Annotated in this window: 23 protein-coding genes; 14 read left to right on the top strand and 9 right to left on the bottom strand. The window is 67.2% G+C overall.

The window, feature by feature from the left end; all coding sequences use genetic code 11:
* Nucleotides 1-15: 15 nt before the first annotated feature.
* On the bottom strand, nt 16-780 hold the full coding sequence (locus tag BSP_RS02275; RefSeq protein WP_054764276.1) for a LytTR family DNA-binding domain-containing protein: 765 nt from the start codon (nt 778-780) through the stop codon (nt 16-18).
* Nucleotides 781-942: 162 nt separating this feature from the next.
* On the opposite strand from BSP_RS02275, the gene BSP_RS02270 reads away from it, so the two are divergent.
* Complete coding sequence (locus tag BSP_RS02270) at nt 943-1,467, top strand: DUF2306 domain-containing protein (RefSeq protein WP_054764275.1); 525 nt, start codon at nt 943-945, stop codon at nt 1,465-1,467.
* Here the strand turns inward: BSP_RS02270 and BSP_RS02265 are convergent.
* Nucleotides 1,460-2,221, bottom strand: a complete 762-nt coding sequence (locus BSP_RS02265; RefSeq protein WP_054764274.1) for a TetR/AcrR family transcriptional regulator — start codon at nt 2,219-2,221, stop codon at nt 1,460-1,462. The genes BSP_RS02270 and BSP_RS02265 overlap by 8 nt on opposite strands.
* Before the next feature lie 324 nt (nt 2,222-2,545).
* Between BSP_RS02265 and BSP_RS02260 the strand changes: the two genes are divergently transcribed.
* From BSP_RS02260 to BSP_RS02215, 10 genes are all read left to right on the top strand, one after another.
* Nucleotides 2,546-4,792, top strand: a complete 2,247-nt coding sequence (locus tag BSP_RS02260; protein ID WP_054764273.1) for a TonB-dependent receptor — start codon at nt 2,546-2,548, stop codon at nt 4,790-4,792.
* Between the two features lie 142 nt (nt 4,793-4,934).
* Nucleotides 4,935-6,461 (top strand): MFS transporter, encoded by a 1,527-nt coding sequence (locus BSP_RS02255; RefSeq protein ID WP_054764272.1) that lies wholly within the window; start codon nt 4,935-4,937, stop codon nt 6,459-6,461.
* A gap of 87 nt (nt 6,462-6,548) precedes the next feature.
* Nucleotides 6,549-7,739, top strand: coding sequence for an ADP-forming succinate--CoA ligase subunit beta (gene sucC, locus BSP_RS02250; protein ID WP_152949167.1), 1,191 nt, complete (start codon nt 6,549-6,551; stop codon nt 7,737-7,739).
* Between the two features lie 116 nt (nt 7,740-7,855).
* Complete coding sequence (locus BSP_RS02245) at nt 7,856-8,740, top strand: hypothetical protein (protein ID WP_152949166.1); 885 nt, start codon at nt 7,856-7,858, stop codon at nt 8,738-8,740.
* Nucleotides 8,741-8,812: 72 nt separating this feature from the next.
* Nucleotides 8,813-9,070 carry a ribbon-helix-helix protein, CopG family gene (locus BSP_RS02240; protein ID WP_054764270.1) on the top strand — a complete coding sequence of 86 codons (258 nt, stop codon included), beginning with the start codon at nt 8,813-8,815 and terminating at the stop codon, nt 9,068-9,070.
* Entirely contained in the window at nt 9,054-9,476 is a 423-nt protein-coding gene (locus BSP_RS02235; protein ID WP_082382563.1) for a PIN domain-containing protein, read from the top strand. Before BSP_RS02240 ends, BSP_RS02235 begins: the two co-directional genes overlap by 17 nt.
* 18 nt (nt 9,477-9,494) lie before the next feature.
* Entirely contained in the window at nt 9,495-10,397 is a 903-nt protein-coding gene (gene sucD, locus BSP_RS02230; RefSeq protein ID WP_054764268.1) for a succinate--CoA ligase subunit alpha, read from the top strand.
* A gap of 256 nt (nt 10,398-10,653) precedes the next feature.
* On the top strand, nt 10,654-13,665 hold the full coding sequence (locus tag BSP_RS02225; protein ID WP_054764267.1) for a 2-oxoglutarate dehydrogenase E1 component: 3,012 nt from the start codon (nt 10,654-10,656) through the stop codon (nt 13,663-13,665).
* 39 nt (nt 13,666-13,704) lie between these two features.
* Complete coding sequence (gene odhB / locus BSP_RS02220) at nt 13,705-15,210, top strand: 2-oxoglutarate dehydrogenase complex dihydrolipoyllysine-residue succinyltransferase (RefSeq protein WP_152949165.1); 1,506 nt, start codon at nt 13,705-13,707, stop codon at nt 15,208-15,210.
* A gap of 174 nt (nt 15,211-15,384) precedes the next feature.
* Nucleotides 15,385-15,780, top strand: coding sequence for a hypothetical protein (locus tag BSP_RS02215; protein ID WP_152949164.1), 396 nt, complete (start codon nt 15,385-15,387; stop codon nt 15,778-15,780).
* 149 nt (nt 15,781-15,929) lie between these two features.
* On the opposite strand, the gene prfA is transcribed toward BSP_RS02215, so the two are convergent.
* Nucleotides 15,930-16,997, bottom strand: a complete 1,068-nt coding sequence (gene prfA / locus BSP_RS02210) for a peptide chain release factor 1 (RefSeq protein ID WP_152949163.1) — start codon at nt 16,995-16,997, stop codon at nt 15,930-15,932.
* A gap of 189 nt (nt 16,998-17,186) precedes the next feature.
* Here prfA and BSP_RS02205 point away from each other — a divergent pair, with 189 nt between their 5' ends.
* From BSP_RS02205 to BSP_RS02195, 3 genes are read left to right on the top strand one after another with little or no spacing between them, the layout of a single operon-like run.
* Nucleotides 17,187-17,870 carry a response regulator gene (locus BSP_RS02205; protein WP_152951032.1) on the top strand — a complete coding sequence of 228 codons (684 nt, stop codon included), beginning with the start codon at nt 17,187-17,189 and terminating at the stop codon, nt 17,868-17,870.
* 44 nt (nt 17,871-17,914) lie between these two features.
* Nucleotides 17,915-18,370 (top strand): Rrf2 family transcriptional regulator, encoded by a 456-nt coding sequence (locus tag BSP_RS02200; protein WP_054764262.1) that lies wholly within the window; start codon nt 17,915-17,917, stop codon nt 18,368-18,370.
* Between the two features lie 15 nt (nt 18,371-18,385).
* A complete protein-coding gene (locus BSP_RS02195; protein WP_054764261.1) occupies nt 18,386-19,162 on the top strand; it encodes a sulfite exporter TauE/SafE family protein in 777 nt (258 codons plus the stop codon).
* 43 nt (nt 19,163-19,205) lie between these two features.
* On the opposite strand, the gene BSP_RS02190 is transcribed toward BSP_RS02195, so the two are convergent.
* The 6 genes from BSP_RS02190 to BSP_RS02165 all read right to left on the bottom strand — a co-directional run bounded on the left by BSP_RS02190 (nt 19,206) and on the right by BSP_RS02165 (nt 26,414).
* Nucleotides 19,206-19,739 carry a hypothetical protein gene (locus BSP_RS02190; RefSeq protein WP_152949162.1) on the bottom strand — a complete coding sequence of 178 codons (534 nt, stop codon included), beginning with the start codon at nt 19,737-19,739 and terminating at the stop codon, nt 19,206-19,208.
* Nucleotides 19,736-20,206, bottom strand: coding sequence for a PEGA domain-containing protein (locus BSP_RS02185; protein WP_191554694.1), 471 nt, complete (start codon nt 20,204-20,206; stop codon nt 19,736-19,738). The genes BSP_RS02190 and BSP_RS02185 overlap by 4 nt, the downstream gene beginning before the upstream one ends.
* 118 nt (nt 20,207-20,324) lie before the next feature.
* Nucleotides 20,325-21,470, bottom strand: a complete 1,146-nt coding sequence (gene ispG, locus BSP_RS02180) for a flavodoxin-dependent (E)-4-hydroxy-3-methylbut-2-enyl-diphosphate synthase (RefSeq protein WP_054764259.1) — start codon at nt 21,468-21,470, stop codon at nt 20,325-20,327.
* Between the two features lie 49 nt (nt 21,471-21,519).
* Nucleotides 21,520-22,635, bottom strand: a complete 1,116-nt coding sequence (locus tag BSP_RS02175; protein WP_152949161.1) for a RodZ family helix-turn-helix domain-containing protein — start codon at nt 22,633-22,635, stop codon at nt 21,520-21,522.
* 184 nt (nt 22,636-22,819) lie between these two features.
* Nucleotides 22,820-25,078 carry a phosphoenolpyruvate--protein phosphotransferase gene (gene ptsP / locus BSP_RS02170; protein ID WP_306414842.1) on the bottom strand — a complete coding sequence of 753 codons (2,259 nt, stop codon included), beginning with the start codon at nt 25,076-25,078 and terminating at the stop codon, nt 22,820-22,822.
* 61 nt (nt 25,079-25,139) lie between these two features.
* Complete coding sequence (locus tag BSP_RS02165; protein ID WP_054764257.1) at nt 25,140-26,414, bottom strand: aspartate kinase; 1,275 nt, start codon at nt 26,412-26,414, stop codon at nt 25,140-25,142.
* Between the last annotated feature and the right edge of the window lie 14 nt (nt 26,415-26,428).

Below are 26,428 nucleotides of genomic sequence, written 5' to 3'. Positions count from 1 at the left end.
CGCCAGACGCCCGCCTCACCACCAGTCGGCTTCGCGCAGGGTGCGGGCGTAGCGGCGGCTGACCGGGACGTTCAGCCCGCCCTCCAAGGTCAGGGTGGCGCGGCCGTCGCCGCGTTCGACGCCGCGCACGGCCGAACGGGCCACCCACCAGCTGCGGTGGGTGCGGGCGCCTTCCAGTCCCTCCAACTCTTCGACCGCGTCGGACAGGCGCATCAGGATCAGGTCCGAGCCGCGATCGGTGTGAAGGCGCAGATAGTGGTCCTCGGCCTGAACGGCGTAGAGGGTCGCGCCCTTCAGCCTGGGCGGCAGGCGATCCAGAAAGCGCGCCGGACGGGTCGGCTGGCTGGAGGGCGCGGCGTGGGTCTGAACCGGCTGGGCGCGGCCCAGGAAGACATTGACCGTCGTCACCGCCAGGGTGACGATCAGGACCGGGCCGAACAGCTGGGGCAGGGCGGACAGCGGGTAAAGCCGCTGGGCGAAGAAGAGGCCCGTCGCGGCCCAGACGATCAGGCTCAGCGGGCCGGTGATGACTGCCGTCATCAGGCCGACCGTCAGCCACGGCCGGTCGTCCACGTCGATGAAGCGCGTGACCAAACCGCTGCACAGGTGGCCCCAAAGGCCGCCCAGGATCATCACCAGAACCCAATAGGCCAGACGTTCCAGATAGGGCGCGCCGGCGCTGCCGAAGGCGCCGGTCGAGGCCAGGAAGACGCCGACCAGGACAGCCACGACAAGCCCGCGCAGAAAGGTTCGACGGCGGTCGGCGGCGGGTGACGTCATGAGGGCCTTCTGTCTTCCAAGGCCGATCTGAAACCATGATTTCCTTCAGGGCGGAAGGGGGCGGACGTTCGCGAAGTCGATGTGGTCGTTCGCGCAGAGGCGGGTGCGCGGCGATCGCAGCCCCGTCAGGAAGGGGGCGAGTTTTCCCGGAGCCTTCGTCCCATGTCCCGCCTCGCCCGTCATCTGCCGTCCGCCGCCGGTCTTCTCCTGCTCGGCGTTCCGATCCTCTTCTATCTGACACGAGACGATGGTCAGATCGCACGGCTGGGCTTTCGTCCGCACGCGCCGAAGCTGGACCTCTTGGCTGCGGCGCCGACGGCGATCCAGGTCCATGTGGCGGCCGCCCTGACGGCCCTGGGGATCGGGACCGTGCTGCTCGCGGGGATAAAGGGCACGCGGCTGCACCGGACGCTGGGCTGGGCCTGGGTGCTGGCCATGGGAACGACGGCGATCAGCTCCTTCTTCATTCACGCCATCAATCCCGGCGGGCCTGCGGGCCTGTCCTTGATCCATCTGCTCAGCGGTTGGACGGTGGTCGGCCTGCCCATGGCGGTCTACGCCGCCCGCCGCCATAGGGTGCAGGCCCATCGGCGGGCCATGACCTCCATGTTCGTCGGAGGACTGATCGTGGCGGGCCTTCTGACCTTCCTGCCGGGCCGGCTGATGTGGGCGGTCTTCTTCAGCTAGAAGGCGACAGCCCCGCCACGGCGCGAAAGCCGGCCGCCGCGAACCGGACCATATAGTCGCCGGCCGTCTGAAGATCCCCGGATCGGGCGCGACCGCCCGACAGTCGGTCCAGACGTCCGGTCTCGCCCAGGGTCAGGGTCAGGGCGCCCGACAGATTGTGATAGCCCCAGTAGAGATCGACCTCGCTGGCCTCGGGCAGGACCTGGGCGATCAGTTCGATCAGCCGCCGGATGGCCGGGTCGAAATACCGGGCCATGGTTTCGCCGCCGAAGGTCGGGTTGGCGTTGGTCTGGGCCACCAGGGCGGAATAGTGTTTCCAACCCGGCCCGCCCTTGAGCGACCATTCGAACGGCGGTCGCAGAAAGGCTTCCAGCAGCCCCTCCAGCGTCATGGGCTGACCGGTCTCCTCAGCCTGGGCGGCGTAACGGTTGATGGCGGCGACCCGTTCATTGTTCCAGACCTCGGCGCGACGCAGAAAGACCGCGTCGAACAGGTCTCGCTTGGCTCCGAAATAATAGTGGACCAGGGCGGTGTCGACGCCGGCCTCGCGCGCCACCTCGCGGATGGTGACGCCGTAGAAGCCGTGTTTGGAAAACAGATCCTCGGCCGCATCCAAGATCAGGTCGCGGGTTTCACCCGCCGCCTTGGCCTGGGCCTTGGGCGGACGGCCGCGCCGCGCAGGCGTCGCATCCGGCGCGGCCGTCTTGCGCCGGGCGGCGGCGACGGGACGGGGCGCGGCGGGGATCTGGCTCATGCGGCGACGCTAGAGCATGATCGTTTCGGACGGAACCGCTTTGCGGTTCCGACAGAAGCGGGAATCATGCTCTCGCTTTAATCTGGAGCCTGATTCACCGTTTCAGCGGAACCGCGAAGCGGTTCCTCCTCAACGGATCAGGCTCTAGGCCAGGGCCGGCGCCGGTGCAACGGCGCCACGCTGCACGGTCCGTGTGGGCGGATGACGACGTTGCGGCAGCCCCGGGGTTTGACAGACGGTCGAAACCGGGTCAGGTTCAAGAAAATCATTGAACGCTGAATAAAAGCGTCAACCAGGCTGGAAACGACAAAGGGGTTAAGGATCATGAATCGTCATGTGAAGTGCGCGCTGCTGGCCGGCGCGGCGTGGGGCGTGCTGGCGGGGGCCACGGTCGCCCAGGACGCGGAGGCGACCGCTCAGGCCGCGAATGCTCAGGACGCCGCCACCGTCGACGACATCGTCGTCACCGCGCGCCGCCGCGCGGAAAGCCTGCAGGATGTGCCTGTCGCCGTGACCGCCGTCACCGGCGAACAGCTTGAGGCGCGCGGCGCCCTGGACATCACCGAACTGGCGCGCTCGACGCCCAGCCTGACGCTGAACGCCGCGCGGGGCTCGAACTCGACCCTTATCTCCTTCATTCGCGGCGTGGGCCAGCAGGATCCGCTGTGGGGCTTCGATCCCGGCGTCGGCCTGTATATCGACGACGTCTATGTGGCCCGTCCGCAGGCCGCCGTTCTGGACATCTTCGACGTGGAGCGGGTCGAGGTGCTGCGCGGACCGCAAGGCACGCTTTATGGCCGCAACACCATCGGCGGCGCCATCAAATACGTGACCAGCCGCATCAATGCCGACGAGCCCGAGGGACGCCTGCGCGCCTCCTACGGCAGCTATAACCAGCGCGACGTGATCGCCAGCGCCCAACTGCCCTTCAGCGACGAGTTCAAGGTCTCGGCCGCCTTGGCCCGCTATCTACGCGACGGCTACGGCAAGAACCTGAACACCGGCAACGAACACTACAACAAGGACGTGACCGCCTTCCGCGCCAGCGCGGAGTGGAGCCCGACCGACAGCCTGTTCTTCCGTCTGGCCGGCGATCTGGTGAACGACGACTCCAACGCGCGCCACGGCCACCGCGAGTTCGCCCCGTCGCCCGCCGATGTCTATGACACCAACGCCGGCGCCGGCGACAAGAACCGCGTCCAGACGCGCGGCGTGTCGCTGACCGGCGAGTGGGAGATGAGCGACATGTTCACCTTCAAGTCGATCACCGCCTATCGTGAAGGCCTGACGCGCGGCAATATCGACTTCGACAACCTGCCCCAGCCCATCCTCGACATCCCCGCCGCCTATGACGACGACCAGTTCAGCCAGGAATTCCAGGTTCTGGTCAGCGCGGGCCGTCTGAACGGCGTCGCCGGCGTCTACTATATGGACGCCAACGCCTCTGGCGCGTTCGACACCGTCGTGGGTCTGGCCAATCTGACGACCCTGACCTCGGGTTCGGTGGCGACCAAGAGCTACGCCGTCTTCGCCGACTTCTCCTATGACGTCACCGACGCCCTGTCGGTCTCGGTCGGCGGTCGCTTCACCAAGGACGAGAAAGAAGGTACGGTCTTCCGTCAGCGTTACTTGGGTATCCGCAGCCCCTATTTCGGCAATACGACTGCCGTGCCGTTCTTGGGCGAGGCTCCCCGCACCAACTACACCCGCACGCGCGAGTTCGAGAAGTTCACGCCCCGCATCGCGGTCAACTACAAGTTCGGCCCCGACCTGACGGCCTATGCCTCGTGGGGCGAGGGCTTCAAATCGGGCGGCTTCGACATGCGCGGCGATGCGGTCCTGTATCCCGCCACCGTCAACGGCTATGCGCCGGAAACGGTCGAGACCTACGAGATCGGGCTGAAGGGTTCGCTGCTGGATCGTCGCCTGACCTTCGCCACCGCGATCTTCGATTCCAGCTACGAGAACCAGCAGATCACGACCCAGTATCCGGCCGGCGCGACGATCGCCTCGGTGGTGGACAATGTCGGCTCGTCCTCGATCCGCGGTTGGGAGTTCGAAGGCCGCTTGCGCGCCACCGACGCCCTGACGTTCAACGCCTCGCTGAGCTACATCGACGCCAAGTTCGACGAGTTCCTGGCCTACATCCCGACAGGCCCGCTGAACACGACCTGCCCCACAGTTGTCGGCTGTTTCGTCGATGTGTCGTCGCAGCGCGACTTCCAGAACACGCCGGAATGGACCGGATCGATCTCGGCCAACTACAACTGGGTCATGGAGAACGGCTCGTCGATCGCCTTCATCCCGTCGATCGCCTATCGCGGTGCCTACCAACAGTTCGAGACGCCCGCGCCGCTGCTCGATCAGGATGCCTACTGGATGTATGACGCCAGCATCGTCTGGACCTCGTCCGATGACCGCCTGACCTTCGGCGTCCACGGCAAGAACCTGGGCGACGAACGCTATCGCGTCGGCGGCTACACCTTCCCCGGCGCCCTGACCGGCGACTCGATCATCGGCTTCTACGGCCCGCCGCGCACCGTCACGGCGACCCTGGGTCTGAAGTTCTGATCCCCATTCATCACGCCTGACGACGAGGGGCGGCGGTCTCCGGGCCGCCGCCCCTTTTCGCTCCGCCAGGCCTATTTTGCACAGGGCGGACTTGCGGCTAGGCTCTCCGCAACGAACAACAAGACGCCGAGGGGAAACGCCGATGACGACGGAGACGCTGACGGTCCAGGATGCGCGGCCCGAGCGGCCTGAGCGGCCCGGCTACCGCTACTATGTGCTGGCGGTGCTGATCTTGATCTACATGCTGAACTTCCTGGACCGGCAGATCATCGGCATCCTGGCCGCGCCGCTGAAGGAAGAGTTCGGCATGTCCGACAGCCAGTTCGGTCTGTTGGGCGGCATCGCCTTCGCCTCGGTCTATTCGACCCTGGCCATTCCCCTGGCCTGGCTGGCCGACCGGTTCAGCCGGGTGTGGATCATGACCGGGGCGCTCGCCGTCTGGTCGGGCTTCACCGCCCTGTGCGGCATAGCCGGCTCGTTCGGCCAGCTGTTCCTGTGCCGGATGGGCGTGGGCGTGGGCGAAGCGGGCGGGGTGGCGCCGGCCTATTCGCTGATCGCCGACTATTTCCCGCCGCATCAGAGAGCGCGGGCCCTGGCCGCCTTCGCCTTCGGGATTCCGCTGGGCATGGCCGCGGGCACCCTGGTTGGGGGACTGCTGGCGGCGACCTACGGCTGGCGCACGGCCTTCATCGTCGTCGGCCTGTCGGGTCTGCTGGTCGCGCCCCTGCTGCGGCTGACGGTCAAGGATCCCAAGCGCGGCGGAACCGATGCAGTGAAGACCGAAGCCCAGGTCGCGGCTCTGGCCGCCTCGCCGGTCGGGACGGATCGGGCGGGCAAGATCGCGGCCCAGATCATGCTGGGCCTGGGCGCCGGTCTTCTGGTCCTGGGGGGGCTGGACTGGCTGCTGGGTCTGTCGCTCGGCAATCCGCTGGTGCTCGGCTTCGGCGGCCTGCTGGCTGGGGTGATCGGCGCCTCCTTGATGGTGGCGCGGCGCACCGCATCGGTGGTGATCAAGAAGCCCAGCTTCTGGCTGCTGGCCTTGGGCGCAGCCTCGTCGTCCGTCTGCGGCTACGGCGTCGCCGGCTGGTTGCCCCTCTTCTTCATGCGCAGTTTCGACCTGAGCCTGCGCCAGACCAGCTGGTACTATTCGGGCATCGCCCTGATCGGCGGCCTCCTGGGCATTTGGCTGGGCGGAATGATCGCCGACAAGCTGTCGAAGAAGGGCAAGGGCGCCTATCCCCTGACCCCGGCCGTGGCCTTTCTGATCTCGGCGCCCTGTTTCATCCTGGCGATGAACTCCCCCTGGCTGATCGGCCTCGTCCTGCCGGGCGGGGGCAGCCATGCGCAGCAGCTGATCCTGGCCTTCCTGATCTTCCTTCTGCCCACGGGGTTGAACCTGGCCTGGCTGGGGCCGATCACGGCGGCGGTCCAGCATCTGGTCCCGGCGGCCATGCGCTCCACCGCCTCGGCCCTGTTTCTGCTGATCAACAATCTGCTGGGGATCGCGGTCGGCTTCTACTATTTCGGCTGGATGAGCGACCTCCTGGCGCCCCGGTTCGGAGAGGAGAGCCTGAGGTGGGCCATCTACACCGGCATGAGCTTCTATGTGCTGGCGGCCATTCTGCTGTTTGGGGCCTCGCGGACGCTGAAGCGGGACTGGGTGGACTAAAGGGTCATAATCAGACGGTTGCACCTGCGAAGGCGCGGGGCCTATAAGCCCCGCAAACTCTTCCCAGCAAAGATTGCGGCGGTCTCCATGAACATCCACGAATATCAGGCCAAGCAGGTTCTCAAGGGCTTCGGCGCCCCCGTCGCCGCAGGCGTGCCCATCACCTCGGCCGATCAGGCCGAGGCCGCCGCCAAGCAACTGCCTGGCCCGCTCTATGTGGTGAAGTCGCAAATCCACGCCGGGGGCCGCGGCAAGGGCAAGTTCAAGGAACTGCCGGCCGACGCCAAGGGCGGCGTGCGTCTGGCCTTCTCGATCGAGGAAGTCGTCGCCCACGCCAAGGAGATGCTGGGCAACACCCTGGTCACCGCCCAGACGGGCGAGGCCGGCAAACAGGTCAACCGCCTCTATATCGAAGACGGCGCCGACATTGATCGTGAACTGTATTGCTCGCTGCTGGTTGATCGCGCCTATGGCCGCATCGCCTTCGTCGTCTCGACCGAGGGCGGCATGGACATCGAAACCGTCGCCCACGACACGCCCGAGAAGATCCAGAACATCGTCATCGACCCCGCCACGGGCGTGACCGAAGCCGACGTCGCCGCCATCAACGCCGCCTACGGCCTGACGGGCGCCGCAGCCGAAGACGGCAAGTCGCTGTTCCCCGCCCTGTACAAGGCCTTCGTCGAGAAGGACATGGACATGCTGGAGGTGAACCCGCTGATCGTCATGAAGGACGGCCATCTGCGCGTCCTGGACGCCAAGGTCAGCTTCGACGGCAACGCCCTGTTCCGCCACGAGGACATCCGCGCCCTGCGCGATGAGACGGAAGAAGACGCCAAGGAAATCGAAGCCTCCAAGTGGGACCTCGCCTATGTCTCGCTGGACGGCAACATCGGCTGCATGGTCAACGGCGCCGGCCTGGCCATGGCGACGATGGACATCATCAAACTGTACGGCAAGGAGCCGGCCAACTTCTGCGACGTCGGCGGCGGCGCCGGCAAGGAGAAGGTCGCGGCGGCCTTCAAGATCATCACCGCCGACCCGAACGTCCAGGGCATCCTGGTCAACATCTTCGGCGGCATCATGAAGTGCGACGTCATCGCCGAGGGCGTGGTCGCGGCCGTGAAGGAAGTGGGCCTGAAGGTGCCGCTGGTCGTGCGTCTGGAAGGCACCAACGCCGAACTGGGCAAGAAAATCCTGAACGAGTCCGGCCTGACCATCCAGGCCGCCGACGACCTGGACGACGCCGCCCAGAAGATCGTCGCGGCGGTCGGCTAAACGTCAAGAGATCGTCTTTGATGCTCTGACGGCGGCGCTGCTTGCAGCGTCGCCGTTTCTCGTTGCGGAGGGCTGCGACGCCCCGCCATAGTCGTCGCCTATGGAGGGAGGGAGCCTTGCCGGATTTCGAAGTGGTCGCGATGGCTTTGGCGCCCGCGCGTCATCTCGCGGCCTTCACCGACCATTATCGGGCTAAGCACCCGGCGCGGATCAGAATCTATTTCGACGGCGAGGATGCACCTGACCCGGTCCAGGTCGGGCTCGATCCCAAGGATCTTATCGTCTGCGACGCGGCCTTCTGGACGACGCGCGGTGGTCGGCCCCAGGCGGTCGAGGATCGCCAGAGGGTCGTCTATGCCGAGGCCTATTCCACCCTGGCCTCCGATTGGCTGCTGGTCGTGGACATCGACGAGATGATCCTGGGCGATGTCGACGTGTCCGCTGTGCTCGGCGCCGTGGCGGCCGAACGCGAGGCGGTCATCTTCCCCTCGCTCGAGGCGGTGTGGCGGGCCGGCGACGACCTGACGCGCGAGTATGGAGCCACGCTGGCGCGCAAACCCTATCACGGCCCTTTGTCGGACCAGTTCGCAGACCTGATCTATCCGGGACGCGGGCGCTTCTTCGTTCGTGGTCTTCTGGCGCATCACATGGGCAAGCACGCGGTGCGGCGTGGCCTGCCTGACGTCATGGTCTGCATCCATGAGTCCAAGCGCGGGGACCGGCCGTTGAAGGCGGCGCGGGCGCGCGATCCCGGGACGGGGCGCACGGCCTGGCTGCTGCATCACGACGCCATCGGCTTGGACGCCTGGCGGGCCAAGTGGGACCGGCGCGTCGCGGCGGGCGACACCGCCGAAATGGGGCGCCGTCGCCGCCGCCAGCAGGCGGCCTATGTTCAGGCGCGAGAAGCGGGTGAGGAAGCCGCCCTGTTCGCGGACCTCTACGCCCTGAAACCCTGGCAGCAGGCGATCTTGCGACGGCTCGGGTTGTTACTGAATATCTGACCGGGCTTGCCTGGTCTGTCCACGCGGCCTATGTGCTCCACATAACCCGTGTAAGCCGCCCCGCTCGCGAACATGACCCGCAACATCACCCTCGCCATAGATGACGCCCTGCTCGACAAGGTGCGTGTTCTGGCCGCTATGAAGCGGACCAGCGTCAATGAGATGGTGCGCGGTTTCCTGGCTCGACTGGTCGAGGAAGAAACGGAACACGACGAGGCGACCGAAGCCTTGCTGAAGCTGGCCCGCGAAAGCGAAGGCCGGATGGGCGACTGGCGCCCCGCCAGAGAAGATGCATATAGCGGCGAGCCTCGTTTTGATCGCTGGCGCTGACGTCTTCCTGGACACCAACATCCTGATCTACGCCGCGCTCGGTTCTGTCGATGAACCGGCGAAGTACGATCGTGCGCTTGAGCTTCTGACCCGACGCTTCGGCACCTCGGGTCAGGTTCTGGCCGAATTCTATGTCACCGTCCAACGCAAGGGTGCGCGCCCTCTGACTCCGGAGGAGGCGCAGGAGTGGGTGTTTCGGTTGTCCAAGAAGCCCTTCCAGCCCATCGACTACAGGGTGGTCCGCAGCGGTATCGAGAACGCCCAGCGTTACATGATTTCCTACTGGGACGGCACCATCATCGCCGCCGCCGAACGGCTGGGCGCCAAGGTGCTCTATTCCGAAGACCTCAATCACGGTCAGACCTATGGGTCGGTCCGTGTCGAAAACCCCTTCCTTCCCGCCTAACCCAACCAGCGAGACCCCATGTCCATCCTCGTCAACAAAGACACCAAGATCATCGTCCAGGGCCTGACCGGCAAGACCGGCGGCTTCCACACCGAACAGGCCCTGGCCTATCACGGCACCCAGATGGTCGCCGGCGTTCACCCGACCAAGGGCGGCACGAACTGGACGGGCTCGCACGGCGAAACCCTGCCGATCTACGCCTCGGTCGCCGAAGCCAAGGACGCCACGGGCGCCGACGCCTCGGTCATCTATGTCCCGCCGTCGGGCGCCGCCGCCGCCATCATCGAAGCCATCGACGCCGAAATCCCCTTCATCACCTGCATCACCGAGGGCATTCCGGTGATGGACATGGTCAAGGTCAAGCGCCGGCTGGAAGGCTCCAACTCGCGCCTCTTGGGCCCCAACTGCCCGGGCGTCCTGACGCCGGACGAGTGCAAGATCGGCATCATGCCGGGCAATATCTTCAAGAAGGGCTCGGTCGGCATCGTGTCGCGTTCGGGCACCCTGACCTATGAGGCCGTGTTCCAGACCACCAATGAGGGCCTGGGTCAGACCACGGCCGTGGGCATCGGCGGCGACCCGGTCAAGGGCACCGAGTTCATCGACGTGCTGGAGATGTTCCTGGCCGATCCGGAGACCACCTCGATCATCATGATCGGTGAAATCGGCGGCGGGGCGGAAGAAGACGCCGCCCAGTTCCTGATCGACGAGGCCAAGAAGGGCCGCAAGAAGCCGATGGCCGGCTTCATCGCCGGTCGCACGGCGCCCAAGGGCCGCACCATGGGCCACGCCGGCGCCGTCGTCTCGGGCGGCAAGGGCGATGCGGAATCCAAGATCGCGGCGATGGAGGCCGCCGGCATCCGCATGTCGCAATCGCCGGCCCGTCTGGGCAAGACCCTGGTGGAAGTGCTGAAGGGCTGAGGCTTCGCGCTGCGCGCGGGCGCTCCGCTCGCCGCGCGGCGGCTCGCTGCTTGAGCGCCTTCGCGGCATCAAAATGCCGTGTGACGCAGAAATGGACGCCCTTGGTTTCGGCCGGGGGCGTTTTTCTTTCGGCATGCGACCAATTTCTCACCGAATTGCCCCGTTTCGGTCATGACCCATAAGGAAAGCGGGCCTATATGACGGGCGCGCCCCTCACGGAGATGTGTCCGCAGGGGCCAGGGAATAGACGAGAACAATGGCGGACGATGCGGGTCGGCTGAACCAGGTCTTTGCCGAGACCTCCTTCCTCTACGGGTCCAACGCGGCCTATATCGAGGAGCTGCACGAGAAATGGGCCAATGATCCCGGCTCGGTCTCGGCGGAATGGAAGGCTTTCTTCGACCAGCTGCGCGACAACGCCGCCGCCGTGAAGGCCTCGGCCGAGGCCGGCGGCTGGGGCCGCGCCGCCGTCGCCGAGCCGACCGAGGCGACCGCCGTGTTCGACGGCCGCTGGCCGGCGCCCAAGCCTGATCCCAAGAAGCCCGGCGCCCCGGCGCCCGCAGCCTCCAAGGCCGCGCCGGCCGAGGCCTCGCCCGAGGCGATCCGCGCCGCCGCCCACGATTCCATCCGCGCCCTGATGCTGATCCGCAGCTATCGCGTGCGCGGCCACCTCCAGGCCAATCTGGACCCGCTGGGCATCGAACAGCCGGTGGAAAATCCTGAATTGACGCCGGAATTCTACGGCTTCAGCGGCGCCGACCTGGATCGGCCGATCTTCCTGGACGGCGTGCTGGGCCTGCAGACCGGCACCATCCGCCAGGTGCTGGACATTCTGAAGCGCACCTACTGCGGCAATATCGGCATCCAGTACATGCATATCGCCGAGCCGGAGGAGAAGGCCTGGCTTCAGCAGCGGTTCGAGGGGCCGGACAAGTTCGAGCAGAACGCCTTCACCAAGGAAGGCAAGCTGGCCATCCTGAACAAGCTGATCGAGGCGGAGGGCTTCGAGCGCTTCCTGCACAAACGCTTCCCCGGCACCAAGCGGTTCGGCCTGGACGGCGGCGAGGCCATGGTCCCGGCCCTGGAGCAGGTGATCAAGCGCGGCGGCAACCTGGGCGTCGACGAGGTGGTGCTGGGCATGGCCCACCGCGGCCGCCTGAACGTGCTGGCCGCCGTAATGGGCAAGCCCTACAAGGTCATCTTCCACGAGTTCCAGGGCGGCTCGGCCGTGCCGAGCGACATCGAAGGCTCGGGCGACGTCAAATATCACATGGGCGCCTCCTCGAACCGAGAGTTCGACGGCAACCACGTCCACCTGTCGCTGACCGCCAACCCGTCGCACCTCGAAATCGTCAACCCGGTCGTCCTGGGCAAGGCGCGCGCCAAACAGGCCTTCGACATCCGAGAGGCCAACGCCGGCAAGCCCGAGGCCGAATGGGCTCTGGACCGCTCCAAGGTCGTGCCCCTGCTGATCCACGGCGACGCCGCCTTCGCCGGCCAGGGCGTGGTGGCCGAATGTTTCGCCCTGATGGGGCTGAAGGGCTACCGCACCGGCGGCACCCTGCATTTCGTCATCAACAACCAGATCGGCTTCACCACCAGTCCGCGGAACTCGCGCTCGTCGCCCTATCCGTCGGACGTCGCCCTGATGGTCCAGGCGCCGATCTTCCACGTGAACGGCGACGATCCGGAAGCGGTCGTCTTCGCCGCCAAGGTGGCGACGGAATACCGCCAGAAGTTCCACAAGGACGCGGTGGTGGACATGTTCTGCTATCGCCGGTTCGGCCACAACGAAGGCGACGACCCGACCTTCACCCAGCCGCTGATGTATTCGAAGATCCGCGCCCAGCCCTCGACGCGCGAACTCTATTCGCAGCGCCTGATCGCAGAGGGCGTGATTTCCCAGGCCGAGGTCGACGCCGAGATCGAGCGGTTCGAGAAATTCCTCGACGAACAGTTCGAGGCGGGCAAGACCTTCAAGGCGGACAAGGCCGACTGGCTGGACGGCCAGTGGAAGGGCATGGGCGCCGCCAAGGAAGAGCTGCGCGGCGATACGGCGGTGCCCCTGGCCAAGCTTCAGGACCTGGGCGCGCGCCTGACCACCATTCCGAACAGCGTCGACATGCACAAGACGCTGAAGCGGGTCATCGAGGCTCGCCGCGAAGCGGTCTCGACCGGCGAGGGCCTGGACTGGGCCACGGCCGAGAGCCTGGCCTTCGCCTCACTGGTGGACGAGGGCTTCCCCGTGCGCCTGTCCGGACAGGATTCGGTGCGCGGCACCTTCTCCCAGCGCCACTCGGGCATCATCGACCAGACGACCGAAGAGCGGTACATGCCGCTGAACAATCTGCGTGAAGGCCAGGCCAATTTCGAGGTCATCGACTCGGCCCTGTCGGAAGAGGCGGTGCTGGGCTTCGAGTACGGCTATTCGCTGGCCGACCCGAACACCCTGGTGCTGTGGGAAGGCCAGTTCGGCGACTTCGTGAACGGCGCCCAGGTGGTGATCGACCAGTTCATCACCTCCGGGGAACGCAAGTGGCTGCGGATGAGCGGCCTGACCATGCTGCTGCCGCACGGCTATGAAGGCCAGGGGCCGGAACACTCCTCCGCCCGCCTGGAGCGCTTCCTCCAGGCCTGCGCCGAGGACAATATCCAGGTCGCCAACTGCACGACCCCGGCCAACTATTTCCACATCCTGCGTCGCCAGATGCACCGGCCGTTCCGCAAGCCGCTGATCCTGATGACGCCCAAGTCGCTGCTGCGGCACAAGAAGGCGGTCTCGCCGCTGCGCGACCTGGCCGAGGGTTCGTCCTTCCACCGCGTGCTGCACGACGACGCCCAGACCCGCCCCGAGGTCGCCGGGATCAAGATCAAGGCGGACAAGGACATCCGCCGCGTGATCCTGTGCTCGGGCAAGGTCTATTACGACCTGCTGGACGTGCGCGAGAAGAAGATGAAGGAAGGCCAGGCGGTGGACGACGTCTACATCCTGCGTCTGGAACAGTTCTATCCGTGGCCGATCCAGTCGCTGCGCAAGGAACTGGCCCGCTTCCCGAAGGCCGAACTGGTCTGGTGCCAGGAAGAGCCGAAGAACATGGGCGGCTGGACCTTCGTCGATCCGTGGCTGGAGCTGACGCTGGACAAGCTGGACGTCGCGGCCAAGCGCGCCCGCTATGTCGGACGGCCCGGCTCGGCCTCCACGGCCGCCGGCCTGATGAGCCGGCACCTGAAGGAGCTCGAGGCCTTCACCAACGAAGCCTTCGCCTGATAAGCGTTTAAGACAGACCTAGAGACAGCTGGACCCGACATGGCCGACATCCTGACCCCCGCCCTCGGTGAATCCGTCACCGAAGCCACCATCGCGAAATGGACCAAGAAGGTCGGCGACGCGGTCAAGAAGGACGAACTGCTCGTCGAACTGGAGACCGACAAGGTCTCTCTGGAAGTCGTGGCTCCGGCCGACGGCGTCTTGGGCGCCATCAACGCCGCCGAGGGCGACACCGTGGCGCCCGGCACGGTCCTGGGTTCGGTGACCGAAGGCGGCGCGGCCGCCGCCCCGGCCGCTGCCCCCGCCAAGGCCGCCAAGGGCGAGGCCAAGGCGGCTGCAGCCGCCGCCGCTTCCAGCATCGACATCACCGTGCCGGTGATGGGCGAAAGCGTCGCCGAGGGCTCGATGGGCAAGTGGCTCAAGAAGAGCGGCGAGGCGGTCAAGAAGGATGAACTGCTGGTCGAGATCGAGACCGACAAGGTCGCGGTCGAGGTGTCGGCCCCGGCGGACGGCGTCCTGACCATCGCCGCCGACGAAGGCGCGACCGTCACGCCGGGCCAGAAGATCGGTTCGGTGTCGGGTTCCGGCGCTGCTGCGGCCGCGCCCGCCGCCGCCGCCCCGGCGCCGGTCGCCGCTCCGGCCAATACCGGTTCGGCCCAGGTGAAGAACGAGACCCTTTCGCCGGCCGTCCAGCGCGTGGTCGCTGAAAACAACCTGGATCCCAAGGCGATTTCCGCCACCGGACCCAAGGGCAATATCACCAAGGGCGACGCCATCGCCGCGATCGGGGCCGCTGCGGCCGCTCCGGCGCCGGCCGCCGCACCTTCGGCCCCGCGCGCTCTGGCCCCGCGCGAGGAGCGGGTGAAGATGACGCGCCTGCGTCAGACCATCGCCCGTCGCCTGAAGGAATCCCAGAATACGGCCGCCCAGCTGACCACCTTCAACGAGGTGGACATGACCAACGTCATGGCCTTGCGCGCCCAGTACAAGGAAGTCTTCGAGAAGCGCCACGGGGTGAAGCTGGGCTTCATGTCCTTCTTCACCAAGGCGGTGGTCGCCGCGCTTCAGGAAATCCCCGCAGTCAACGCCGAGATCGACGGCACGGACATCATCTACAAGAACCACTATGACATCGGCGTCGCCGTCGGCACCGACAAGGGCCTGGTGGTGCCGGTGCTGCGCGACGCCGACACCCTGAGCCTGGCCGGTATCGAAAAGGGCATCGGCGCCCTGGGCAAGGCCGCCCGCGACGGCGCCCTGACCATGGACCAGCTGCAAGGCGGCACCTTCACCATCACCAACGGCGGCACCTATGGGTCGCTGATGTCGACCCCGATCCTGAACGCGCCGCAGTCCGGCATCCTGGGCATGCACAACATCGTCCAGCGTCCGATGGCCATCAACGGCGAGGTCAAGATCCGGCCGATGATGTATCTGGCCCTCAGCTATGACCACCGCATCGTCGACGGCAAGGAGGCCGTGACCTTCCTGGTCCGGATCAAGGAACTGCTGGAAGACCCGCAGCGGGCCCTGCTGGACCTGTAAGAAACTGAAAAGGCGGCGATTTCGCCGCCTTTTTTGTTGGGCCTGATGTCGGGCCGAGCCCGTAGTGTCGAATATCGACGTTTGTGTCTTGGCGACGTCAGAGGTGGAGTCATTGCGTGACTACGGGTTCTTCCGCACTGACAAACCGCCCAAAAGGCGCGCCCTATTCTCGCCATGGAATGGGCGGCGCGCGCGATAGGGGTGTTCTACGTCTTGGGCGGTCTGATGCTTCTGTATCAGGCCTGGCTCAACTGGCGTCTGCAAAGGGCCTTGTCGGACCTGGTCGCCATTCCCGTCGCCGAGCAGTTCGGCGATAGCGTGATTGTTCTGGCCGGTGTGCTGGTCATGCTTTCTGGCGCAGCCCTGGCGGCCCTCAGCGGCTGGGCTGTCGTCGCCTTCATGGCGGGATGGACGGTCCAGGCGCTGTACCTGCTCTGGACCGATCATGTCTCTCGTATCGGGGAGCCTGAGGCCGTCAGCGGACGCCGCCAGTCAGTCCACGCCTTTACCGGCTACACCGCCGCCACCGGGATCGTCCTTTGGCTCCCCACGGTCGGCGTGCTGGGCTGAATAGGGGCGGCCTGGACGTGGCTGCGACGACAATTTGGCAAGGGCGGCAAGGTCCCGGCAGGGTCGCACCCGATCATCGTTAAAGAAACCGAGCCCGATCCCGCGCCCAGGGGAGGCGCGGACGACGCGGACCCAGGCGAAAACCAGGCCTAGCCGAACTCGGCCTCCAGGTCCGCAAGGCGGGCGGCCTGGTCCTCGGCGATCAGGGCGTCCAGCAGGGGGTCGATGTCGCCCTCCAACACCTGGGGCAGGCTGTGCAGGGTCAGGCCGATGCGGTGGTCGGTCACCCGCCCTTGCGGGAAGTTGTAGGTGCGGATCCGTTCGGACCGGTCGCCAGACCCCACCTGGGACTTGCGCGAGTCGGCGCGGGCCAGATCCTTGGCCTGGCGCTGCATGTCGTACAGGCGGACCCGCAGGTTCTTCATCGCCTTGTCCCGGTTCACGTGCTGGGACTTTTCGGACGAGGTGACGACGATGCCGGTCGGCAGGTGGGTGATCCGCACGGCCGAGTCGGTCTTGTTGACGTGCTGGCCCCCCGCGCCGGAGCTGCGGAAAGTGTCGATGCGGATGTCCTGGTCGCGGATCTCGATCTCGACGTCCTCGACCTCGGGCAGGACGGCGACGGTGGCGGCCGAGGTGTGGATGCGGCCGCCGGCCTCGGTGGTCGGCACGCGCTGGACCCGGTGGACGCCGCTCTCGAACTTCAGTCGGCCGAAGACGCCTTCGCCGGTGACGGTGGCGACGATTTCCTTGTAGCCGCCGGCGTCGCCCTCGGAGACGCTGTCGATCTCCACCCGCCAGCCCCGTGTGGAGGCATAGCGCGAATACATGCGGAACAGGTCGCCGGCGAACAGGGCCGCCTCGTCTCCGCCGGTGCCGGCGCGGACCTCCAGCACGGCCGAGGCGTTTTCATCGGCGTCGCGCGGGGCCAGCAGCAGGGCCACGTCGCGCTCCAACTGCGGCAGCCGCTCGGTCAGGGCGCGCAGCTCCTCCTGGGCCATGGCGGCCATTTCAGGATCGGACGCCATCACCTCCAGATCGGCCATTTCGGCCCGCAGCCGGGCCAGGCCCTGAACCGCGTCGGCGACAGGCTTCAGCTCGGCGTGTTCCTTGGACAGGCGGACGATCTCGGCCCCGTCGGTCGCCGCGCCCATCCGGGCCTCCACCTCATGGAAACGGTCGAGCACCTGATCGAGACGGGCCTGGGGCAGACGCAAGGCGGAACCATCCTGGGACAATGAGAGGGGCCGTCCTTAGCCCGCCCAAGGGGGCGATGTCGATCATCGCCATGACGGTCGGGGCGGCGACGGTTTCGTGACCTTCGATAACGATGGCGTCAAACGCGGTGGCGAACGTCATGGTCAGGGGTTAGCTGCGTGAAGAGACGCCGCTGTGAGAAGGACGCCATGTTCGACCGCCTGCCGCCTAGCGCTTCTGAAACCGCCCGCCCCGTCGCATCGACGCCCCCGCCCTCGCTGAGGAACCAGGAGGTGGAGGGGCTTTGCCGCCTCTTTGATCGGCGCTTGTCGGACCGAGGGGGCGAGCTTTCTCCGAGCCACAGGCGCGAACTGGACGCCTTGGCGGCCCGATACGGCCTAGCGATCGACCGTCCCGCCGCCCAGGTCTGGCGCGATCTGCGCGCCGTCATCAGCCGGACGGTGGGGCGGGCCTCGGAACCACCGGTCGCAGAACCGGCTTCTGCGCCGACCCAAGCCCCCGTCCCCTTAGAAGCGGGGCCCCTGACGGTGCTGGTCGTCGAGGACGACCCCGAAGCGGCGGCCGCCCTGACCGAGCTTCTGACCGAGGCCGGGCACAGGGTGGTCGGGCCGTTCCACAGCGCGGCGCCGGCTGAGGCGGCCGCGGCGCTGCACGCCATCGACGCCGCCCTGTTGGACGTCAATCTGTCGGACGGGGCGACGGGAAGGGGACTGGCGGAGCGATTGAAACGACGCTGGGACATGCGGGTGGTGCTGACGTCGGGTGACGTCGAGGCGGTCCGCCGCGCCGATCCGGCCGAGACTGTCGTGTTCAAACCCTATACGGGGGCGCAGATTCTGGCGGCCCTGGCCGGTAGGCGACGCGAGGGCTGACGGCGGGCGCTTGCGTCCGGCCGGTGGGCGGGCGATCAGACGGCATGCTGTCGAACCGATCCCGCTACGCCCTCCGCGCCATGGTGCATCTCGCCGGCCTGCCGGGCGGGGGGCCCGCCACCATCGGCGAGATCGCCGAGGCCGCCGCGGCGCCGCGAAAGTTCCTGGAAGCCATATTGCTGGACCTGCGTCGGCGGCATCTGCTCGTGTCCAAACGCGGGAGGACCGGCGGCTACGCCCTGGCCGCGCCGGCCGACCGCATCAGTTTCGCCGATGTGATCCGGGCGCTGGAAGGCCCTTTGGCGCTCGCGCCCTGCGCATCCCGCACCGCCTTCGGGCCTTGTGAAACCTGTCCCGACCTGGACACCTGTCCGCTTCGCCCGGTGCTGCAGGACGGGCGCGACGCCGTCGCCGCCGTTTTCGAGACGCGAACCCTTCTGCAAGCCGCTGCGAAGTTTTCTCCTATTGACCCAGTAGGAGATAAAGCCCCAACCTCGTGACCCTCTGGAGGGGCCATGCAAGACTTCCTGCTGTTTCTGTGCGTCGGGTTCTTGGCCCAGGTCGTCGACGGCGCCCTGGGCATGGCCTATGGGGTGATCTCCTCCACCGTCCTGCTTTCATTCGGCGTGCCGCCCGCGACGGCCTCGGCCAGCGTTCACGCGGCCGAAGTCTTCACCACGGCCGCTTCGGCGGGCTCCCATACGGTCAACAGGAATGTGAACTGGAAACTCTTCACCCCCCTGGCCTTGGGCGGGGTGGTCGGGGGAGGCTTGGGCGCCTTCGTCCTCACCAGCATTGACGGGGATCTGATCAAGCCCTGGATCACCGCCTATTTGGCCGTCATGGGCGTCGTCATCATCTGGCGTGCAACTCGCCAGACCCGCGAGCGCCTCTTCCCGCGAAAGTTCGCCGGGCCTCTGGGCCTTGTCGGCGGCTTCTTCGACGCCATCGGCGGCGGCGGCTGGGGCCCGACGGTCACCACCACCCTGGTCGGATCCGGCCAGGACCCCCGCGCCTCGATCGGCACCACCAATACGGCCGAGTTCTTCGTCACCTCCGCCATCTCCGCCACCTTCCTGGCGGCCCTGCTGACCGGCCACTGGGACCAGGCCGAGGGCGTCGCCACCCACGCCATGGCGGTGCTGGGCCTGATCCTGGGCGGGCTGATCGCCGCACCCTTCGCCGGGATTATCGCGCGGATCGCGCCGCGCCGAGTGCTGACCTATGGGGTCGGGGCCGTGGTTCTGCTGTCGGCGGGCTATCAGGCGCTGAGGCTGTTCAAGGTCATCTGAAGCGAGGGGCGACGGCGGCGGGCCGCCGTCGCCGAAAGGCGGCTTAACGCGCGCGGGCGCGGAAGCGGGTCAGGAAGGCCTTGATGTTTTCGCGAATGGACGCCTCGTTCGCCATCCGCAGACGTTCGACCCCCATGAAGGCCTGGCCCATGGTCGCCGTCCCGGTGGCGGCCACCGTTTCATCGAAGACGGTGCGGTCTGCCTGGGACACCGTGTAGCGGACCTGGCTCGTCACCGACATGTCGAAGCCCGCCAGGGGCTGCTTCAGGTCGATCAGAGAGGCCGCGACCGTCATGGGCGGCCCTTCGCTTCCCATATAGCCGGCGGCGGCCAGGGAATTCTCCAGCGCCGTCTTGAAGTCGGCGTTGGAAACTTGGGACGTCCACATCGGATTGGTGGCCTGACCGCCGGAAACGGTCACGGTCGTCACCGAGCGATAGCCCAGATCGCCTGAAGAGGCGGTCAGACCGGCGGTGGCCGGCAGGGTCATCATGGCGGGGTTGGACGGACTGGCGCAGGCGGCTACGCCTAAGAACCCGGCCGCGCAGCCGGCCATGGCGAGACGACGCAACATCATTGTTGGGTCGCCGCCTGGGCGCCTGCGGCGGGCGCGGCGGCGCGTGCGGCGGCTTCTTCGGCCGGGGTGCGCAGGGTGACGATCAGCGGATTGGGCTTCAGATCATTCATGGCGCCCGAGGTGGCGTCGATCGCCCCGCCGATCAGGCCCCCGATCAGGATGTTGCCCGCCATGGCCGTGCCGCCGGCGCCTGACACGCTGCTGGTGATGTCATGGGTCTGCGAAACATAGCCGTCCTTGGACACGGTGATGCGGAATGCATCCTTGCGCGGCATGCGGAAGGTGCAGGGCGTAGCCTGGCATTCGAAGCCGTTCGAGGTGCTGACCTGCGCGCCCGGCGGCGTGCTCTGAACCGTGAACTGCTGGCTGGAGCCGCGCGTCACGGTGGCGCAGGCGGGCAAGGAAAAGGCCACGCCGGCGAGCAGGAAGGCGCGCACGCCGGCGCGCGTTATGAAGTCGGAAATCATGAAACCCCCAAGAGAAGACAGGCCCGCTCCCCAGGCGGCCATAGGCTTCACCTTGCACTTGGGGGCGGCGTAGTCAATCCTGACGCGAAAAACGTCAATCTATGGGTGTGTAAATGGATTATTCCGCCGCAGCAGGTGCGGTTCGGGCGGCCTCCAACTCGGCCGCCTTCTGTTCCACCAGCTCGACGATATGGTCGATCATGCCGTCATTGGCCTGTTTGTGGGCGATCTTGCCGTTCAGATAGACCATGCCCGCGCCCTTGCCGCCGCCGGTGAAGCCGATGTCGGTATAGAGGGCCTCTCCCGGGCCGTTCACGACGCAGCCGATGACCGACAGGCTCATCGGCGTCGAGATATGGGCCAGCTTCTCCTCCAGCAGGCCGACCGTCTCGATGACGTTGAAGCCCTGACGCGCGCAGGAGGGGCAGGCGATGATGTTGACGCCCCGGTGACGCAGGCCCAGCGACTTCAGAATGTCGAAACCGACCTTGATCTCCTCGACCGGATCGGCGGCCAGGGAGACGCGGATGGTGTCGCCGATCCCCGCCCACAGCATGGAGCCCAGGCCGATGGACGACTTGATCGTCCCTGTGCGCAAGGGGCCCGCCTCGGTCACGCCCAGGTGCAGGGGGCAGTCGATGGCGTCCGCCAGCTGCTGATAGGCGGCGACGGTCAGGAAGGGGTCCGACGCTTTTACCGAGATCTTGAACTCGTGGAAGTCGTTGTCCTGCAGGATGCGGGCGTGGTTCAGGGCGCTCTCGACCATGGCGTCGGGGCAGGGCTCGCCGTACTTCTCGAGCAGCTCCTTCTCCAGAGAACCGGCGTTGACGCCGATCCGCATGGAGCAGCCGTTGTCGCGGGCGGCCTGGATGACGTCGCGGACCCGATCCGGGCTGCCGATATTGCCCGGATTGATGCGCAGGCAGGCGGCGCCCGCCTCGGCCGCCTCGATGCCGCGCTTGTAGTGGAAATGGATGTCGGCGACCAAGGGAACCTTGGCCTCGCGGACGATGGTGCGAAACGCTTGGGTCGATTCAACGTCGGGGCAGGAGACGCGAACGATGTCGGCGCCGGCCTCTTCCAGCTGACGGATCTGATCGATCGTCGCCCCCGCGTCGGACGTCGGCGTATTGGTCATCGACTGGACGCTGATCGGGGCGTCGCCGCCGACCAGGACTGAGCCGACGCGAATCTGGCGGCTCTTGCGCCGTTCGATATGGCGCCAGGGACGGACGTGGCCGAGTTCTGAAGTGTGGTCGCTCATTTCCGGCCCATATAGGCGCTCTGCGGCTCCGCGACCACCGGCGTAACGGTCAGTTCGTCGTTACGCCGGCGCCGGGATTGGCGACCGTCTCGCCCGTCGGTGCGGCGTCCTGGGTTCGCAGGAGCTGAGCCGAACGCTCGGCCTGAAGCTGGGCCTGACGGCGCGCCTGCTCCTCCGCCACCTGCCGGGCCGCCTGTTCGGCGCGGCTGTTCAGCTGGGCCAACGGGGTCAGAAGGGCGGGCAGGACGCCGCTGTGCTCGCCGTTCAGATAGACGTCGAAGGCGGCTGGATCAGACACGTCGATCGTGGCGTTGACGCCCATGGGGGCGCGCCAGGCCTCTCCCGGCGCCATCTGCCGGGCGAACAGGGCCTGACCCCCGCCCAGACGGACCACCAGGGCGCCGGCCTTCTTGGCCTGAATGACCACCTGCGACGCGGTGGCCGGGGCGCCGTAGACGGCGCCGCGCGGATTGAACGCCTTCTGCACCGGAGCGGCGTCCGCCGCCTGGGCCGCCGCGATCACCGCCGGATCGTTCGGATCGATCCCGGTCAGCTGAGCCTCAAGGCCGGGCGTGACATAGAGGGCGGGCGTCGTCTGGTCCGGCGGCGCAGCCCTGGGGGCGCCCAGCGCGATCGGGGCGGCCTGGCCGGGCACCTCTCCCAGCCGCCAGCTTTCCGGCACGGCGGCGATGTCGGACGGGCGGACCTCCTGGTGGATGTTGAGGCGCTGAAACACGTTCCAGCCGATCAGGGCGACGGCCACTATGGCGACGAGACCGATGATCCGCGGCGAATAGCGTTTGACGTCCTCAAAGGCGATGCCGATCGGCGCCTTCAACGGGGCGGAGGTGTCCGGGCTTTCGCGCTTGAACCGCTCCACGGCCAGCTGTTCGTCCAGCCCCAGGGCCGCCGCATAGCCCCGCACATAGCCGATGGCGAAGACGCGCGAGGGCAGGGACGACCAGTCGTTCTGCTCCAGAGCGATCAGGAAGCGGGTATGGACCTTGGTTTCGGCGGAGAGATCGGCCAGGGACTTTCCCGACTGTTCGCGGGCGCGGCGCAGGCCGTCGCCCAGAGTCGCGGCCTCGGTGATGGAGGGCGCGAGGTCCTTCCAGTCCGGATGAGCCTTGAACTCTTCGGGGGCGTTCCCCGCATCCAGCGCCATGACGCCTGACCCCACACTCGGAACGACAGAGAGCCGCCCCGTACTCGCAACGGACCCGTCCGGTAGCATGTCTTCGCGACGGGACGCGCCTCTCCCCTTCGGCGGACCCCATGCGTTCTGTGGATAAACCATATCGTCAGCCCCATCAACGGCGTTTCCCGAATCGGGATGCGCGCGCCAATCCTCAGGCGGCGACGTTCAACTTCCGGGCCAGGGATTCGATCTCGTTGCGGATCGAACCGGTGGAGAGGTTCAGCAGATTGTTCAGGCCGCGCCGTGCGGCCGTCAGATCGGCCGACAGGATCATCCGTTTGACCGGCCCGACCCCGCCCGCAGGCGCCGACAGGCGGGTGAAGCCCAGGGTGATCAGGGCGAAGGCCTCCAGCGGCCGGCCCGCCAGCTCGCCGCAGATCGAGACCGGGGTGCCGGTGTCGGCGCACGCCTTCTGGATGGTCTGGAGCGCACGCAAGGTGGGCGGCGACAGAGGGTCGTAGCGGTCCGACACCAGGGGATTGGTCCGGTCGGCGGCGTACATGTACTGGAACAGGTCGTTGGTGCCGATCGAGACGAAGTCGGTCAGGGGCAGAAGCGCGTCCAAATGCCACAGCAGGGACGGGCATTCGACCATGGCGCCGACGCGCAACAGGGCGGGCAGGGCGCGGCCGCGCCGCCGAGCCCAGGCGCATTCGACGTCGACCAGTTCGCGCGCGGCCCGGAACTCGTCCACCGTCGCGATCATCGGGAACATGACGCGCAGTTCGCGGCCCGCCGCCGCCGTCAGCAGGGCCCGAAGTTGCATCCGCAGCAGGGACGGCCGGTCCAGGCCCAGGCGGATGGCGCGTCGGCCCAGGGCGGGGTTCTCCTCCCGCTCGGCCTCCAGATAGGGCAGGACCTTGTCGCCGCCGATGTCCAGGGTGCGGAAGGTGACGGGCCGGTCGCCGGCCGCGTCCAGCACCAGCTTGTAAAGGGCCGTCTGGGCGTCCAGCCGGGGCAGTTCGTCCGAGACCATGAACTGGAATTCGGTGCGGAACAGGCCGATGCCTTCCGCCCCCGTCTCGTTCAGATTCTCCAGATCCACCGCCAGGCCGGCGTTGGTCAGAAGGCTGATCCGCTGGCCGTCCAGGGTCACGGCTGGGGTGTCGCGCAGCTGGGCGAACTGGGCCCGGCGCTGGTCGCGCACGGCCATCCGCGACTGGACCGCCTCGATCATGTCGGGGCGAGGGCGCAGATAGGCCTCGCCGGTCTCGCCGTCGGCGATGACCATATCGCCTTCCGACAGCCGGTCGCGCAGTCCCATCAGACGACCGACGCAGGGAATCTGCAGCGCGCGGGCCACGATGGCGGCGTGGCTGGCCGCCGATCCCTCTTCGAGCAGCAGGCCCTTCAGCTTGTCGCGCGGATATTCCAGCAGATCAGCCGGACCCAGGTTGCGCGCCACCACTATGGCGTCGTCGGGCAGTTCGCGCTCGCCGGGCTTGTCGCCCGCCAGCACCCGCAGCAGCCGGTTGGCCAGGTCTTCGAAGTCGTGCAGCCGCTCGCGGATATAGGGGTCGCGCGCCTGGGCGAAGCGGGCGCGGTGTTCGTTCCTGACTCGGTCCACCGCCGCCTCTGCGGTCAGGCCGTTCCTCACCGCCTCTTCCAGCGACCGGTTCCAGCCCCGATCGTCGGCGAACATCCGATAGGTCTCCAGCACCTCGAACGAGGGACCGGCCAGGCCCTGGCCCTTGTCCAGCATGGCGTCCAGGCCGGTCTTCAGCGAGGCCAGGGCCAGCTTCAGGCGGGCCTCCTCCAGACCGGGGTCCTCGGCCAGCAGTTTTTCCGGCGGCAGGGGCGCCTCGTGCAGCACCACATGGCCGAAGGCCAGGCCGTCGCCGAACTTCTGGCCTTTCAGCCGTTCCGGCCGATGCGGCGCCAGTTCGACGTCGCGCAGCTCCTCCTGGTCCAGCAGTTCGCCCGAGGAGACGGTTTCGGCCAGGACCATGGCGATGGTCTGGATGTCCTCGACCTCGTCCTCGTCATAGCGCCGCTCGGTGCGGTTCTGCACCACCAGCACGCCAATGGCGCGGCCGCCGCGCAGCAGCGGGGCGCCCAGGAAGGCGTGATAGGGGTCTTCGCCCGTTTCCGGACGATAGGAGAAGGCCGGATGCGACGGGGCGTCCGACAGACTGATCGGCTGGGCGGTCCGCGCCACTTCGCCGACCAGACCCTCGCCGGGGCGCAGCCGGGTGTTGTGGACGGCGCCGGGGTTCAGACCTTCGGTCGCGAAAAGCTCCAGCTCGCCCGAGGCGCGGCGCAGATAGATGGAGCAGACCTCGGCGACCATCGACCGGGCGATGATCTGCACCACCATGTTCAGACGGTCCTGAGCCGGGGTCGCGCCCGCGCCCGCCCCGCCCAGAGCCTCGCGGATCTGGCGCAGGAGGTTGCGTGGTCCCCTGGTCATCGCGCCGCCTGCCGGCATCATGGCTCCCGCGCCTCGGCGCCGCAGCGCCCGTTCAAATCACCTATACAGCGTCCAGGCCGTAAGCCGAATGGAGGGCGCGCACGGCCAGTTCGGCATAGGCGGCGTCGATCAGCACGCTGATCTTGATCTCCGAGGTCGAAATGGCCTGGAACTTGACCCCTTTGTCGGCCAGGGCCTTGAACATGGTCTGGGCCACGCCGGCGTGGCTGCGCATGCCGACCCCGACGACGGAGACCTTGGCCACGTCCTCGTCGACGCGGATCTCCTCGAAAGCCAGGTCGGCCTGGGCCGCCTTCATGATGTCGGCGGCGCGCACGGCGTCGCGGCGGCCGGTCGTGAAGGTCAGGTTCACCGTATTGGCGGTGCGGGCCTGGCTCTGGACGATCATGTCCACATTGACGTTGGCCTCGGCCAGACGGGTGAAGACGTCTGCGGGAGCGTCCACCCGGTCGGACAGGCCCAAAAGGGTGATGCGGGCCTCGTCACGGCTCATGGTCACGCCGGACACGATGCGTTTTTCCACGATCTCCTCCTCGTCGCAGATCAGGGTTCCGCCCTTGTCGGGCATTTGGCCGGACTCGTCCGGTTCGATGAAGCTGGACAGAACCCGCACAGGCACCTGTTTGGCCATGGCGAGTTCGACCGATCGGGTTTGCAGCACCTTGGCCCCCAAAGAGGCCATTTCCAGCATCTCCTCGAAGGAGACCTTGTTCAGACGCCGCGCGCGGCTCTCGATGCGGGGATCGGTCGTATAGACCCCGTCCACGTCGGTGTAGATGTCGCAGGGGCAGGACAGGGCGGCCGCCACGGCGACGGCCGAGGTGTCGGATCCGCCCCGGCCCAGGGTGGTGATCTTGCCGTCCGGGGTCACGCCCTGGAAGCCGGGCACGATGGCGATCTCGCCGGCGTCGACGGCGGCGCCCAGCTTCTCGCCGGGAATGTCGACGATGCGGGCGCGGCCGTGGGCGTCGTCGGTGACGATCGGCACCTGCCAGCCCATCCAGGACCGGGCGTTCAGACCCATGTTGCGCAGGGTCATGGCCAGGAGGCCGGACGTCACCTGTTCGCCCGAGGCCACCACCACGTCATATTCGTCGTCGCTGAGCGGCAGGCCGGCGGCGGCCGGACCGGCGCCGTCGGTCCAGGCGACCAGCTCGTTCGTCTTGCCGGCCATGGCCGAGACGACGACGGCCACCTTCTTGCCCGAGGCGGCCTCTGCGGCGACGATCCGCGCCGCGCGACGAATGCGTTCGAGGTCCCCCATGGAGGTGCCGCCGAACTTCATCACCAGTCGTGTGGTTTCGGGCCGCGTCATCGTGGCGTTCCGCC

The sequence above is a fragment of the Brevundimonas sp. Bb-A genome, from assembly GCF_009394735.1.
GTDB lineage: Bacteria > Pseudomonadota > Alphaproteobacteria > Caulobacterales > Caulobacteraceae > Brevundimonas > Brevundimonas aurantiaca.
This window is presented reverse-complemented; position numbering and strand designations above follow the sequence as displayed.